The sequence below is a fragment of the Streptomyces bugieae genome, assembly GCF_036352915.1.
Lineage (GTDB): Bacteria > Actinomycetota > Actinomycetes > Streptomycetales > Streptomycetaceae > Streptomyces > Streptomyces endophytica.
This window is the reverse complement of sequence record NZ_JAZBJP010000002.1, coordinates 920214-933188: the sequence shown is the minus strand read 5'-3', so window position 1 is coordinate 933188 and position 12975 is coordinate 920214. Positions and strand designations below refer to the sequence as shown.

The following is a 12975-nucleotide window of genomic DNA, read 5'->3' as shown; positions in this document are numbered from 1 at the left end:
GCCGCCCCGCCCGCCCAAATCGGGCGGGGCCGCCGCCCACAGCTTAGGAGCAGCACATGCAGTCCATGAACCGCGAGGAGCTCGTCACGCTCCTCGACGACATCCGCGACCGGGTCGCCTCCGGCGACAGTTTCGAGGGCAAGCTCGCGTTCCTCCTCGGCGAGGACGCCGACCGCCCCTACCAGGTCACCGCGATCTACCGCACCGGCCAGCTCCTCGGCCAGGGCAGCACCGTCCTGATCGGCGTCGACCTCGAAATCCCCGGGGCCGCCGCATGAACGAGATCACCTGCACTGGCTGCGGCGACATCGACGGGCCCTTCGAGCAGCAGGAAGACGGCTCGTACCGCTGCGAAGGCTGCATCAAGAAGGCAGCGTCGTGACCGCCGTCGCCGCCGAGACCGCGGTGGACCCCCTCATCATCGACGGCCTGTCCGCCGAGGACTATCACGCGGACCGTACCTCGATCTCCTCCACCGGCCTCCGCAAGCTCCTCGCACCCGGCTGCCCCGCCCAGTTCAAGCACGACCGCGACAACCCGCGGGCCCCGAAGAAGGAGTTCGACCTCGGCAACGCCGCCCACGCGGACCTGTTGGGGGAGGGCCACGACATCGTCGTCCTCGACTATCCGGACTGGAAGAAGGCCGAGGCCCGGCAGGGGCGGGACGCGGCCTACGCCGCGGGCCAGGTGCCGCTCCTGCCGAAGGACTACAAGCAGGTCAAGGCGATGACCGACGCGGTGCGCCGCCACCCGATTGCCGGCCCGCTCTTCGCTCCGGGCAGTGGCATCGCCGAGCGGTCGATCTACTGGAACGACCCGACCACTGGTGTTCGCTGCCGCGTCCGGCCCGACTGGCTCAAGCAACTGCCCGGCCTGACGCTCTGCGTGGACTTCAAGACCTGCGCCGACGCCAACCCCGACGCAGTCTCCAAGGCCATACGGGACCACGCCTACCACCAACAGGACCCGATGTACATCGACGGGATAGAGGCTGCCGGCCTCGCCCCCGACGGCTGCCGGTTCATCTTCGTCTTCCAGTCGAAAACAGCCCCCTACCTGGTCACGGTGCGAGAGCTCGACCAGCAGTCCCGCGACATCGGCCGCGCCAAAAACGAGCGCGCCCTGCGCATCTACGCCGACTGCACGGCTACCGACACCTGGCCCGACTGGACCGGGCCCATCACCGAAATACCCCAGATCAGCCTCCCCACCTGGGCCGCCATCAACGAAGCCGAGGAGTACCTCAGTTGAGCACCAACGAAATCGCCACCCGCGACGAAGAGTCCACGTCCGTCACCACCTACCTCAAGGCCGACCCGCCGACCGAGTCGGAGCTGGAGGCGTGGGCCCGCGACGCCATCGCCATCTCGAACATCGCCGCGAACATCGCCACCACCAGCCTCGCCGGCCAGTACCGGAACAAGCCTGACGAGGTCACCGCCGTGATCCTCGCCGGACACGAGCTGGGCATCCAGCCGATGACCTCACTCAAGTCCATCGATGTCATCCAGGGGCAGCCGGCCCTGCGAGCACACGCCATGCGCGGCCTGCTCCAGGCCAAGGGCCACCAGATCGAGCTGGTCGAATCGGACGACAACCACTGCGTCATGCGCGGCCGCCGCAAGGGCGCCGAGCAGTGGCAGACCGTCGTCTGGGACATCCCGCGGGCCCGACTGCTGGGCCTGCTGAGCAAGGACCAGTGGAAGAAGCAGCCCAAGACCATGCTGATCAACCGGGCCACCGGCGAGATCTGCCGCCTGGTCGCCTCCGACGCCCTCCACGGCATGCCCTACGCGGCCGAGGAGCTGGAGGGCACCGTCCACGCCGAGCTCGTGCCCGACAAGGCGCCGCTCAGCGTCGCAGCCCTCACCGCCCCGACGGTCGCGCCGTCCACCGCAACCACGGACTACTCCGTCGAGCGCGACACCGAGCCCGCCGCCAGCGACGGCGCCTGGGACGAAGACGCCGCCGACAACTCCACCGACTGGCCCGAGACCGCTCAGCCCGGGAGCGCCGCATGACCATCAACCACCGAGCCGAAGCCAAGAAGCACTTGGCCACCGCCTCCCGTTACCTCTTCAAGGATCCGGCCGACACGCAGGTCGCTGAGATTGCCGCGACGATCGGACAGGGGCACGCCGCCCTCGCCCGCGACGAGGAGCAGGCGGCCAGGACCGCCGACCTGCAGGAAGCGCTCCACTCCCTGCGTCGCCGCTTCAGCGACACCCGCACCCTCGTCGCCCACCACATCGCTGACGGGCTCGCCAGCCGAGAGAAGGACCGCTGGAAGGCGGCCCTCAGCCTCTCCAGCGCACTCGACGAGGCCCACTGCAACGTGGACGACCTCGTCGACGCCCGCCTCACCGACGACGGATGGGACCCGCGGTCCGCCTACAAGACCCCGGCATCCCTTGTCCCCGACGGCAACCCGTGGGCCGTGAAACCGGACATCACTGCAGAGATCCCCGAGCGCGTCCGCAGGCTCTTCGCCGAACACCTCGCCCGGATGCTCCTCAACGGGGGCAGCGAGACGGCCCAGCTCTGGGCCCGCAACTTCACCTACGCCCTCAAGAACGAGGGCGTCGACCTCACCGGCGACATCGAGAAGCGCATCACCGAACTCACCCTCGGCCGCGACCCCTCCGACCCGCCGTTCTAGCCCGCCCGCGCCTGGGCCGGCCCGCGGGCAGTGCGGGCCGGCCACCCCACCAGCATCACACCTGATCGGAGAACGCGATGAGCTACATCCAGCCCGCCTTCGACGGCACCGACATCACTGCCCCCGCCCCGGCCGCTACCCGCCGCATAGCCGACGACTACGAAGCCTGGATCGACGAAGTGTGGCCCGCGTTCGTGGCCGCCGCCGACACCGGCCAGCCGTTCACCGTCGACGCCATCGCTACCGCCCAGCAGCTCCCCGACCCGCCGAACGCCAAGAGCATGTGGGGCCGGTTGCCGGCCCGCCTCCAGGACGCCGGGATCATCCGCCACTACGGCTACGGCGGATCCGCCCGCGCCCGCCAGTCCCTCGTCCACGTGTGGATCGGCGTCCCCGCACACCACAGGGAAGCCGTAGCCCGCCGCCGACGCGAAGACCGAGCCGCCCGCCGCGACGCACGGAAGGCCGCCGCATGAAGATCACCGTCATCCTGCTGGCCGGGGCCCGCTACCTCACCGAGCCCGGCATCGTCCCCGGCACCCTCGCCGACATCGCCTTCAACATCGCCGAAGGCCCCGTCGTCATCCGACACGGCGCCTGCCCCGGCGAAAACTCCGCCGACCAGACCGCATCCGACTGGATCAACAGCATCGGCAACCGGTACGGCATCACCGAAGCCCCCATGCCCGCCGACTGGGACAACTGCACCGCCAACTGCACGCCCGGAAACCGCCGCCGCAAGAAGCCCGGCGACACCGCGCACCCGGGCCTGCTCGACGACTACTGCCCGGCCGCCGGCCCCCGCCGCAACGGAGGCATGGTCGCCAAGCAGCCCCGCCCCGAATGGATGGTCGCGTTCCCGGAGCCAGGCCAGCCCAACTACGGCACCCGCAACTGCATGCGCCTCGCCAAACAGGCCGGCATCCAGGTCTACGAGGTAGTCGCGTGAACCGGCTCCGGGCCCTCGCCGCCCGCCTCCGCCGCCCGCAGCCCCTCACCTTCGACTCCCAGCTCGCCGCCTTCGAAGCGATCATGCGTCGCCCCGCCCGCCGCCGCAACACCCGAAAGGAACTCCGGCCGTGACCACCGCGACCCGCGAAGCGCCCAACCACCGCAGCTTCACCTGCTACACCGACTACAAGTGCCGACGCCCCGACTGCGTCACCCGCTACAACGAGCGCAACAACGCCCGCCGCCAAGCCCAGAAGAACGGCACCTGGGACCGGCTCATCGACGCCGCCCCGGTCCGGGAACACCTCCTCCACCTCCAGGCCAACCAGGTCGGCCCCGGCGCCGTCGCCTACACCACCGGCCTCTCCATCCAGACCATCCTCGAATTCACCCAGACCCGCCCGAACAAGGGCCGCGGACGCCGACAGCGCACCTCACCCGAGATGGCGGCCAAGATCCTCGCCGTCACCGTCGACAACCACCAACGAGGCCGCGTCCCCGCCATCGGAACCGTCCGCCGCATCCAAGCCCTCGTCGCCGCCGGCTGGCCCCTCCGGCAGATCGCCGAACACGCCGGACTCAGTAGCGCCAACGCCAGCGAGCTACTGCGGCGCACCACCATCTTCGCGGCCACCGCCAAGGCCATCGCCGCCACCTACGAAGATCTCAAGGGCAAGAGGCCACTGCGGAACGGTGTCGACAAGGGGCAAGCCAAGCGGGCCCGGAACTGGGCCGCCCGCAACCGCTGGGCCACCTGCACCTACTGGACAGAGCGGATGGACGTCATCGACGACCCCGACTTCATCCCCGAGGACACGAAGCTCCGAGCCGAAATCATCGCCGAAGAAGCCCACTGGCTCATGAGCGTCGGCGGCCTCGACCGCGACCAGGCCGCAGCCCGACTCGGCGTAGCCCGCTTCACCGTCGACCGCGCACTCCGAGAACACCCCCAGGACCAGGCCGTCAACGCGAGCCAGCAGGCGCTCGCCGCCTAGACACACCAACGCCCCGCGGCAATCGCGGGGCGAGAAGGGAGGGGAGAGGGATGTCAGTCGTCGTCGGTCGACTCGTTGTTCTTCGCCAGCCGGCGCTCGATGGCCTGCATCTTGCGCCATGCGGTGACCTGAGCGTGGACGTGGCGGCGAATGTCGTCGGCGCGCGAGGTTCCCTTCGCCTCGCACAGCTCGCCGTATGCGGCCCACGTGGCGTCGTCGATGCGCACCATGCGGCCGGGCGTCCCTTTCGTGGTCATGGCGACAGCGTAGCTGACTGTGCAGTGACTGCACACCCCACCCGCCGAAAGTGTGTTGCTCATGTATTGCGGGTGACTACACACCCTGCGGTAGGATCGAACCGCATCAAGGGCACGAAGCGCGCCCTTCTGAAGCCTCCATGAGGGCTGTCTCCAACCGACCAGAAGCCAGCAGCGGCACCCTCCCGAGAGAAGAGAACTGATGGGCTACGAGCTCCGCCGACAACTGCGCGAAGTGCTGGGGCCAGAGATCACCGGCCTCCAGCGCGCAGTGGCCCTTGAGATCACCGACGACGCGAACGACGACACCAGGGAGAGTTGGGCTGCCCTGGAGGACATCGCTCGCTGGACCGGCGCCAAGGACACCAACGTGGTGCGCAACGCCCTCAAGAGACTGGCTGCCGCCGGATGGGAGTACCGAGTACCCATCGGCAAGGGCAAGGACGGGCGGGTGCTGTACGCCGTACCCGGGATCCGGATGACCTTCAAAGTTCCGGACTTCGAAGAGGTAGCCCCCGCTACCCCTAAGGGGGAGCCACCGCTCCCCCAAGGGGGAGCCACCGCTACCTCTGAAACCCCCGAAGGGGTAGCCCTGGCTTCTTCAGGGGTAGCCCCGGCTCCTTCTGAAGGAGCCCCCGCTACCCCCTTCTCCTCACCCCCTCACGACCCCTCACGTAATAAAGACTCTTCTCCCGCCCACGCCGCCTCTGCCTCGAAGGCCGCTTCCTCCTCCGCCAAGGACAGTCAGCAGAAGGAACACCACCTCGAGGCATTTGGCGCCTTCTGGCTGACCTACCCGAAGAAGAAGGCCCGCGAAGAGGCGAAGAAGGCGTGGATCGCCGCCATCGAACGCGGCGCCCAGCCCGAGCACATCATCCAGGCCGCCCAGGGCTACGCCCGAGAGCGGGCTGGCGAGGACCCGAAGTTCACGAAGTACCCGGCCACCTGGCTCAACAAGGGCTGCTACGACGACGAGCCCGACCAGCCCCCGAACGGAAGCCGTTCTGGCCACCTCCGATCGGTCGGCCCCAAGACCGCACCTGAAACCCTCAGCGAGAAGGAGAGGCCCCGTGCCCTTCGCTTCGGAACCTGACCCGAACTGGCTGCACTGGCTCGACGAGCGCCGTACCGACGCCCTCGGCCTGTTCAGCAAGCGCGTCCCTGCCCGCTACGCCACGACCATCCCGCTGCCGGACGAGGTCGAGACCTGGGCCGCGGCCGGCCTCGGGCAGAACGAGAGCCTGTTCCTCACCGGGCACATCGGCGTCGGCAAGACGCACACCGCCTGGACGGCTACCCGCACCTGGCTCGCCGCCTGCTTTGGCCAGCGCTACCGCCGCAACCCCGTGATCGAGATCCACCGGTCGACCAGCCTCTTCGATGACCTCCGCCCGGAGGGGACCGATCCTTACGGCACGTCGAAGCGCGCTAAGGAAGCCGACCTGCTGTTCATCGACGACCTGGCCGCAGCCCGCGTCTCTCCGACCGGATGGACCCAGGAGCGGCTGTACGAGATCTTCGACGAGCGGTACGTCCAGCAGCGGCCCGTGATCATGACGTGCGATGTGCTGCCGGGAGACCTCGGCGGCATCGTCGGCGCCCGTGTCGCTTCACGCCTCGCCGAGATGTGCGCCGACAACGTCGTGTTCCTCGAGGGCGGCGACCGTCGGACGGGCGGCGGCGAATGAGCACCGAAGTCGACCCCTACGGCGCGCACGCAGACCAGAACCTCGGTCAGCTCGCCAGGCGCCAGGATCTGCCGGCCGAGCGCATCGTCGCCGGCTCGATCATGCAGCGGCCCGAGCTCATCGACGAGCTCGTCGACGTCGTCGACCCGGTGGACTTCACCCTCGAGCAGCACGCCTGGGTCTGGTACGCCGTCGACGAGCTGCGCAACGAGATGACCGTTGCCGGCGGCGGGATCTCCCCGTTCGCGATCGACTCGAAGCTGCAGGCGTGGAGGGCGTCTGGCCGTATGCCGTGCGTGCCGCTGGACGCTGTGCGCCTGTCGATGATCTACGACCAGGGGCAGCCGGCCTCGGCCGAGTACTTCGGCCGCACCGTCGCCAAGCTCGCCGAAGCCAACCGGCTCATCGAACTCGGCCTGAAGGCCCAGCAGATCGGCATGGCCGCGGACTTCGACCGCGACACCGCCATGGCCACAGCCCAGGCCGCCCTCGACGCCGTCGTTCGCGACAACCAGCACAGCACCCCGGGCACCCTTGGTGACCTGCTGCCCATGGTCTTCCAGCGGGCCGTCACCCCGCCGGACCTGTCCAACCGGATCCCCACCGGCATCCGAGACCTGGACGAGCTGACCGGCGGATTCGCCCCGCGCCGACTGATCATCGTCGGGGCCAGACCGGGAGTCGGCAAGACCACGTTGGCCAACACGTTCGTCCGAGCGTCCGCCGTCAACAACAAGATCCCCACCCTGTTCGTGAGCCTCGAAATGGGCCGCGAAGAACTCGCCCTGTGCATCGTCTCCGCCGAAGCCACCGTCGCCCTGCACCACCTCGACAAGGGCAACTGCACCGACATGGACATGCGGAAGCTGCACGCCACCAGCGACCGCCTCGCCGAAGCACCCCTGCACATCGAAGACACCCCGCACGTGACGATGGCTCACCTGCGGAACCTGATCCGCACCCTCATCCGCACCATCGGCCTGCGCTACGTCGTCCTCGACTACCTGCAGCTCGCCCAAGCCCCCAAGGCCGAGTCCCGGCAGGTCGCCGTCGGCCAGATGAGCCGGGCCCTGAAGCTCATGGCCAAGGAATTCGACATCCCCATCGTCGTCCTCGCCCAGCTCAACCGTGGCAATGAGCAGCGCACCGACAAGCGGCCGGTGATCGCGGACCTGCGCGAGTCCGGCTCCATCGAGCAGGACGCCGACATCGTGATCCTGCTCCACCGCCCGGACATGTACGAGCCCGAGTCCCCGCGCGCCGGCGAATGCGACTTGATCGTCGATAAGCACCGCGGTGGAGCCCGCTCCACGATCACCGTCGCCGCACAAATGCACTACGCGCGGCTGGTCGACATGGCCCCCGACTTCACTCAGCAGGAGGCGGCATGAGCATCCAAGGCGACGCCGGCATCCGCTGCATGGTCGAAGCCCTCGCCGACGAGCAGGAGACTGCGCGCCTCCGCGGTGAGCACCTCAAAGGCAGCGGCCTTGCGGGCGACATGACCGTGGAGGCCCTGCCCACCGTCTACCGCGGCACCACCTTCCGGTCCGCCCTCGAGGCGTCATGGGCGGCAACGCTCGACTCGCTCGGCATCACCTGGGAGTACGAGCCCGAGACGGTCACCTTGCCCTCCGGCGCCAAGTACCTTCCCGACTTCCGCCTGCCCGACATAGGCGTCTGGCTGGAGGTCAAGGGGCCCGGAGTGCCGCGGGTCGAGAAGGCGATCGAGTTCGGGCAAGTGCTCGCCTGCGACTGCCCGTCCATCCGTGGCATCACGCGCTGTTCATGCCGGTGGCCGGGCGGCGAGCTGGTCCTCATCGGCCACCCACCTGTGCCGTTCAGCCCGTGGGCCGACGAGAGCTACGACCACTGGCCCAGCCGGTCGCGGCTTCGTCTGGCGCGACGTCACGGCGGCCACCTCAAGTGGACGTCAACGCGGAAGCGACGGGCATGGCTGGCCCGCTGCCCGGACTGCCAGCACGCCACCTGGTTCGACCTCGGGTGCTGCAGGGCCTGCCGCGGGCCGCTCGTCGGCGCACACGGAGTCCACTCCGGCGCTGAGGGGTTCGAGTTCATTCGCATCAGCGGAGCCGCCGTACCGGGCGACCACGACACCACCAGCACCGAGGAGGCTGCAGATGCCTGACCGCATGATTCAGATCCTGCCCATCGGCACCCCTGTGTGGGTGGCCCAGGCCGCCCGCCCGGACGGCATGCGCCGCGCCCTCTGCGGCGATGGTGTGGTGACGGCGCTGGTGTGCTGCACGGCCTGCCATGACCGGTGGCTGGCTGGCCGGCATGTCACCCCGGCTCTGTACCGGCGGATAGTCGCCTCGTGCCGTCAGCCGGCCGGGTTTGTGGCGACGGTCCGCGGGCTGCCCGTCACGGTCACGCCGGATGACGACACCGTGCTGGCCGTGCCAATCACGTCCGACGAGCGGAGCGCGGCATGATCTACGACTCCGTCGACCTGTTCGCCGGGCCGGGCGGCCTGGACATGGGCGCGGCCGAGGCCGGGCTGCGGCCCGTCGGTATCGAGTGGGATTCGAACGCGGCCGCTACCCGGGTGGCCGCGGGGCTGGCCACGGTCCACGACGACGTGCGCCAGTACGTTCCGGCTGACTTCCCGGATGCCGAGACACTGCTGGGCGGCCCGCCGTGCCAGACGTTCACGGTCGCCGGGGCGGGCGCTGGCCGCCGGGCGCTCGATCTGGTGGTCGGTCTGCTGCACCGCATGGCGGCGCGCGAGTCGATCGCCGCGGACTTGGCCGGGCTGGACGATGTGCGGACCGGCCTGGTGCTCGAGCCGATGCGCTGGGCGCTGGAAGCGATCGACGCCGGGCGCCCGTACAGGGCGATCGTCCTGGAGCAGGTGCAGCAGGTGCTGCCGGTGTGGCTGGCCTACGCCGAAATCCTGCGCGCCGAGGGCTACTCGGTGGCGGTAGGTGTGCTGCGGTCCGAGCAGTTCGGGGTGCCGCAGACTCGACGCCGCGCGGTGCTGGTGGCCCGCCTGGACGGTGTGGCCGTGCTGCCCGCGCCGACGCATCGCCCGTACCGGACCGGTGTTCTGCAGGACGCTGGCGATGCCCGGCTGCTGCCGTGGGTGTCGATGGGCGAGGCGCTCGACCGGCTCGGCCCGTTCACGGTGATCTCCAATTACGGGACCGGCGGGGATCCGAAGAACCGCGGGCGTCGAACCTCGGCCGAGCCGGCGTTCACCGTCACCGGCAAAATCTCCCGCAACCGGATCGTCGCCCCCAGCGGCCTCGAGCTCCCGCGGTTCAGCCACAGCGAAGCCGGCCAACTCCAAGGCTTCCCCGCCGACTACCCGTGGTCCGGCAACGACATCGCCCAACAGGTCGGCAACAGCGTGCCGGTACAGCTCGGTGCCGCCATCGTCCGCGTGGCTATCGGCGGGACCGTCGCTAGCTCGGTGCTGGGGGTGGCCGCATGACCGCCGTCCGATACGTGGCGCTGCGCTGCAACGGGCCGGAGTGTGGCGCCGAGATTCACCACCCGTACTCCGACTGCATCACCGTCTCCAAGCTCCGCCGCATCCGCCGAGTGGACGGCTGGCGGCAGCGACCCGCGGGCCGCGACATCTGCCCCGACTGCTGGAAGGCAGGCCACCGGTGACGGCACCGAGCAGTAGCCCCCGCGGTGAGCGCGCCGGCAGGCCCGGCCGCCGTTGGGAGACCGAACTCCGCTGGACCGGCGAGCAGATCGTCGATGACGGCCAGCCGGAGCCGCGCCCGAACCGCGCGGCCCGCCGCGCCGCAGCCAGAAGGCGCAGGCGATGACCCCTCCCACTGTCGAGCAGATGCTGAACCTCGCTGACCGGGCCGAGCGTCACCGCCTCACTGCCGCCGAGGCGGACCGGCTTCGTGCCGGCATTGAAGCCCTCCGCCGTCAGACCGCCGCCACGAAGCGCTGAGCGCCCGCCTGAGCCCCGCAACCGACCGCAGGGCTCCCGGGGCCCCACTTCCACCCTCCGAGGCCGCGAGACGGCCGCCTAGACCCGCTGGAGATGCGTCCATGACCCACCGACAGGAACCACGAACCCCCGAGACGGCCACCAGCGGCCCGCAGAGCGCCGAACAAGCCGCGAGTGGCGCCCCGGTCGCCGCCACCCACGAACGGCCCGCAGACGCCAACACAGAGCCGCAAGCCATCCGCCAACTCCGCGCCGAACGCGACCTCCTCGCCCGCACCGTCGCCGTCTACACCATGCGATCCACCGCCGACGTCCTCGCCGAAACCCGAGAAGCACTCAACGAACAGGAGAGCCACCAATGGTGACCGAGCGCCCCGCCCACTTCGACGACCTGCTGTCATTCGTCACTGAGGGCCTCTCTGCCTCCGACCCGGACCCGCTGGATCCTCACAACTCACCAGCCCTGGACACGCTCGCGGACGTGCTCTTCGACGATGAGCCCGCGCCAAGTCCGGCTTCCGCGTTCACTGCCGCCAAGTACGTCCTGGCTCAGCACGCTCGTGAGCTTGGACGGATGCTCATTGCCAATCCGGCCCCGGCCAAAGTCGACGCCCGCTACTGGGCAGACGCGCAGCTCCGCGAGTACGCGACCCGACTCGACGGTCAGTCGCCCACCCCGTGATCACGCAAGCGCACCGCCCGGGTCGTATCCGGGCGGTGCTCGCCCAAGCATCTCACCACCAACTGGGCCGCCGGCCGCGGCGCCCGCAAGGAGACTCGTTCGTGAGCTACGACATCCACCTCGAGGTGGCCGTCGACACCGGCGGCCCCGAACCCCACCTGATCTGCCCCGCCGACATCGGCAACATGACCGCCAACGTCAGCGGCATGTGGCACGACGCCCTCGGCTACCCGCTCGCCAAGCTGGACGGCCGCACAGCAGGCAACGCCGCACCCGACCTGCGCCGAGCCGTAACCGACATGGAACTCCACCCAGCCATCTACCGGGCCATGGAGCCCGACAACGGCTGGGGTAGCTACGACGGCGCCCTCGACTACCTGCGGCGCCTCGCCGACGCCTGCGCACAGCACCCCAAAGCGACTATCCGCATCTCCCACTGACCTGTCCCCGCCCGGCCGCCGTCCGCGGCTGGGCCCCGAACCCTGGAGTGCCCGTGCCTGATCCCCTGCACCTTGCCGCTCTGGCCGCCGGGGTCGTAGCGCTCGCCGTCGCCATCCGCTGCGCCATCGACACCCGCCACTACCGGCGTCAAGCCGAAGCATCCGCGGCCCGAGCACGACAGACCCTCGCCAAGATCAAGGAGATCCACCGTGGCCGTCACTGACCCCCAGCCGATCAGTGACGTCGACCTCTTGACCTTCGCCGTGATCGGAGAACACCGGGCCCGGCAGCAGCGCCAGGGGGCCATCGTCCTGCTCTTCCCGTTCCCGCCTTGCCCTACCTGCGACGCCGAAGTTCACGACGTCAGCATCAGCGGAATGCCGATCGCCACCGGCCAAACCATGACCCTCCGCCCCTGCCTGCACCGCTACCGGATCGCCGAAGAGGCCATGCTCCGCATCGGCCGGCCCGCCTGGGACATGCTCGAAGACCTCGAGCGGGATGGCGTCAGCGGTACCGCCGCCGACCTCGCGATCGAAGCCCGCGCACGGCTCGTCGAAGAGGCCACAAGCACTAATCCGTCGAACCGCGATTGCCCGGCCTGTGAAGCTGGCATCCCCCACACCGAGCACTGCCCCACTCCCGAAACCCACAACTGGGGCTGCGGCTGCCCCACCGACGAGGCCCCGCGCGCGCAGTACGCCGAGGCCATGTCCGCTGACCTCGCCTGCCTCCGTGACCGGCTCGCCGCCGACCGAGACCGTGCCGCTTGCAACGCGCAACGCGCCCACACGGAGCAGGTTCAACTCGTCAACGAAGGCATCGTCGCCGGGCTCGACACCGCCCTCCGGCTGCTCGACGCCGCCCTCGACAAGGTCGACCGGTCGTGGGGAAAGCCGCGCGCGGGGGACCCGTCTACCGCAGGCCGCGGGTCGGGCGACGCGTCGGGAATGGACGCCGGCCGGCCGTGACTGGGGCATGCGAGAGCCGCACGCTGCTGGGCGGCGTGCGGCTCGGGCGGGGCAGGTCAGGCGTCGGGCTTCTTCGTGGGCTTCGCGGCCGACGGTGGGCGCCCGCTTGCGGTCGGCGCCGACTGCTCGGGCGATGTGGCGGAAGAACTCGTCGGACAGGCCGGTGAGCTTGGCGAGCTGGGCGGGTGTGGCGCCGGCCTTGAGGTCTTGTGCGGCTTGTTCGCGGATCGGGTCCTTGAGCTCGGCGAGGGCGTCGTGATGGCGCTTGTGGCGGGCGTAGAGGCGGGCGGCCGCGGCGACGCCGTACTCGTCGCAGCACGCGCCGAAGCCTGCGGCGACCACGCCAACTGAACAGCGCCCATGCGCAGCACCACCCGACACTGCCGACGGCGTC

23 protein-coding genes are annotated in these 12975 nt (G+C 69.8%); 22 read left to right on the top strand and 1 reads right to left on the bottom strand.

The features are described from left to right. The first annotated feature begins 56 nt into the window (after positions 1 to 56). The 8 genes from V2J85_RS09560 to V2J85_RS09525 all read left to right on the top strand — a co-directional run bounded on the left by V2J85_RS09560 (position 57) and on the right by V2J85_RS09525 (position 4605). Entirely contained in the window at positions 57 to 278 is a 222-nt protein-coding gene (locus V2J85_RS09560; protein WP_330821294.1) for a hypothetical protein, read from the top strand. A gap of 100 nt (positions 279 to 378) precedes the next feature. Beyond that, complete coding sequence (locus tag V2J85_RS09555) at positions 379 to 1251, top strand: PD-(D/E)XK nuclease-like domain-containing protein (protein ID WP_330821292.1); 873 nt, start codon at positions 379 to 381, stop codon at positions 1249 to 1251. Further along, positions 1248 to 2021 carry a hypothetical protein gene (locus V2J85_RS09550; protein WP_330821291.1) on the top strand — a complete coding sequence of 258 codons (774 nt, stop codon included), beginning with the start codon at positions 1248 to 1250 and terminating at the stop codon, positions 2019 to 2021. Before V2J85_RS09555 ends, V2J85_RS09550 begins: the two co-directional genes overlap by 4 nt. Beyond that, positions 2018 to 2659 carry a hypothetical protein gene (locus tag V2J85_RS09545; protein ID WP_330821289.1) on the top strand — a complete coding sequence of 214 codons (642 nt, stop codon included), beginning with the start codon at positions 2018 to 2020 and terminating at the stop codon, positions 2657 to 2659. The genes V2J85_RS09550 and V2J85_RS09545 overlap by 4 nt, the downstream gene beginning before the upstream one ends. Positions 2660 to 2736: 77 nt before the next feature. After that, entirely contained in the window at positions 2737 to 3135 is a 399-nt protein-coding gene (locus tag V2J85_RS09540) for a hypothetical protein (RefSeq protein WP_330821287.1), read from the top strand. Next, the gene (locus V2J85_RS09535) at positions 3132 to 3608 is read left to right on the top strand and encodes a hypothetical protein (RefSeq protein ID WP_330821286.1); all 477 of its coding nucleotides are present in this window, start codon (positions 3132 to 3134) and stop codon (positions 3606 to 3608) included. Before V2J85_RS09540 ends, V2J85_RS09535 begins: the two co-directional genes overlap by 4 nt. Beyond that, positions 3605 to 3742 carry a hypothetical protein gene (locus V2J85_RS09530; RefSeq protein ID WP_330821284.1) on the top strand — a complete coding sequence of 46 codons (138 nt, stop codon included), beginning with the start codon at positions 3605 to 3607 and terminating at the stop codon, positions 3740 to 3742. The genes V2J85_RS09535 and V2J85_RS09530 overlap by 4 nt, the downstream gene beginning before the upstream one ends. After that, complete coding sequence (locus tag V2J85_RS09525; protein ID WP_330821282.1) at positions 3739 to 4605, top strand: hypothetical protein; 867 nt, start codon at positions 3739 to 3741, stop codon at positions 4603 to 4605. The genes V2J85_RS09530 and V2J85_RS09525 overlap by 4 nt, the downstream gene beginning before the upstream one ends. A gap of 53 nt (positions 4606 to 4658) precedes the next feature. Here V2J85_RS09525 and V2J85_RS09520 read toward each other — a convergent pair whose 3' ends face one another. Next, positions 4659 to 4862, bottom strand: coding sequence for a hypothetical protein (locus V2J85_RS09520; protein WP_330821280.1), 204 nt, complete (start codon positions 4860 to 4862; stop codon positions 4659 to 4661). A gap of 202 nt (positions 4863 to 5064) precedes the next feature. On the opposite strand from V2J85_RS09520, the gene V2J85_RS09515 reads away from it, so the two are divergent. The 14 genes from V2J85_RS09515 (at position 5065) to V2J85_RS09450 (ending at position 12932) form a co-directional block, all read left to right on the top strand. Continuing rightward, positions 5065 to 5955 carry a hypothetical protein gene (locus V2J85_RS09515; protein ID WP_330821278.1) on the top strand — a complete coding sequence of 297 codons (891 nt, stop codon included), beginning with the start codon at positions 5065 to 5067 and terminating at the stop codon, positions 5953 to 5955. Further along, positions 5933 to 6550, top strand: coding sequence for a DnaA ATPase domain-containing protein (locus tag V2J85_RS09510; protein ID WP_330821276.1), 618 nt, complete (start codon positions 5933 to 5935; stop codon positions 6548 to 6550). The genes V2J85_RS09515 and V2J85_RS09510 overlap by 23 nt, the downstream gene beginning before the upstream one ends. Continuing rightward, a complete protein-coding gene (locus V2J85_RS09505) occupies positions 6547 to 7941 on the top strand; it encodes a replicative DNA helicase (RefSeq protein WP_330821275.1) in 1395 nt (464 codons plus the stop codon). Before V2J85_RS09510 ends, V2J85_RS09505 begins: the two co-directional genes overlap by 4 nt. Continuing rightward, positions 7938 to 8699, top strand: a complete 762-nt coding sequence (locus V2J85_RS09500; protein WP_330821273.1) for a PDDEXK family nuclease — start codon at positions 7938 to 7940, stop codon at positions 8697 to 8699. Before V2J85_RS09505 ends, V2J85_RS09500 begins: the two co-directional genes overlap by 4 nt. Then, positions 8692 to 9006, top strand: coding sequence for a hypothetical protein (locus tag V2J85_RS09495; protein ID WP_330821271.1), 315 nt, complete (start codon positions 8692 to 8694; stop codon positions 9004 to 9006). The genes V2J85_RS09500 and V2J85_RS09495 overlap by 8 nt, the downstream gene beginning before the upstream one ends. Beyond that, on the top strand, positions 9003 to 10007 hold the full coding sequence (locus V2J85_RS09490) for a DNA cytosine methyltransferase (protein WP_330821269.1): 1005 nt from the start codon (positions 9003 to 9005) through the stop codon (positions 10005 to 10007). Before V2J85_RS09495 ends, V2J85_RS09490 begins: the two co-directional genes overlap by 4 nt. Further along, the gene (locus V2J85_RS09485; RefSeq protein ID WP_330821268.1) at positions 10004 to 10189 is read left to right on the top strand and encodes a hypothetical protein; all 186 of its coding nucleotides are present in this window, start codon (positions 10004 to 10006) and stop codon (positions 10187 to 10189) included. The genes V2J85_RS09490 and V2J85_RS09485 overlap by 4 nt, the downstream gene beginning before the upstream one ends. Positions 10190 to 10349: 160 nt before the next feature. Continuing rightward, the gene (locus tag V2J85_RS09480; protein WP_330821266.1) at positions 10350 to 10487 is read left to right on the top strand and encodes a hypothetical protein; all 138 of its coding nucleotides are present in this window, start codon (positions 10350 to 10352) and stop codon (positions 10485 to 10487) included. Between the two features lie 101 nt (positions 10488 to 10588). Next, positions 10589 to 10852, top strand: coding sequence for a hypothetical protein (locus V2J85_RS09475; protein ID WP_330821264.1), 264 nt, complete (start codon positions 10589 to 10591; stop codon positions 10850 to 10852). Next, positions 10846 to 11169 carry a hypothetical protein gene (locus V2J85_RS09470; protein WP_330821263.1) on the top strand — a complete coding sequence of 108 codons (324 nt, stop codon included), beginning with the start codon at positions 10846 to 10848 and terminating at the stop codon, positions 11167 to 11169. The genes V2J85_RS09475 and V2J85_RS09470 overlap by 7 nt, the downstream gene beginning before the upstream one ends. A gap of 101 nt (positions 11170 to 11270) precedes the next feature. Continuing rightward, on the top strand, positions 11271 to 11609 hold the full coding sequence (locus V2J85_RS09465; RefSeq protein ID WP_330821261.1) for a hypothetical protein: 339 nt from the start codon (positions 11271 to 11273) through the stop codon (positions 11607 to 11609). A gap of 53 nt (positions 11610 to 11662) precedes the next feature. Beyond that, positions 11663 to 11833, top strand: coding sequence for a hypothetical protein (locus V2J85_RS09460; protein ID WP_330821259.1), 171 nt, complete (start codon positions 11663 to 11665; stop codon positions 11831 to 11833). Next, positions 11820 to 12581 carry a hypothetical protein gene (locus V2J85_RS09455; protein ID WP_330821258.1) on the top strand — a complete coding sequence of 254 codons (762 nt, stop codon included), beginning with the start codon at positions 11820 to 11822 and terminating at the stop codon, positions 12579 to 12581. The genes V2J85_RS09460 and V2J85_RS09455 overlap by 14 nt, the downstream gene beginning before the upstream one ends. 75 nt (positions 12582 to 12656) lie before the next feature. Beyond that, positions 12657 to 12932 carry a hypothetical protein gene (locus V2J85_RS09450; RefSeq protein ID WP_330821257.1) on the top strand — a complete coding sequence of 92 codons (276 nt, stop codon included), beginning with the start codon at positions 12657 to 12659 and terminating at the stop codon, positions 12930 to 12932. Positions 12933 to 12975 lie beyond the last annotated feature (43 nt).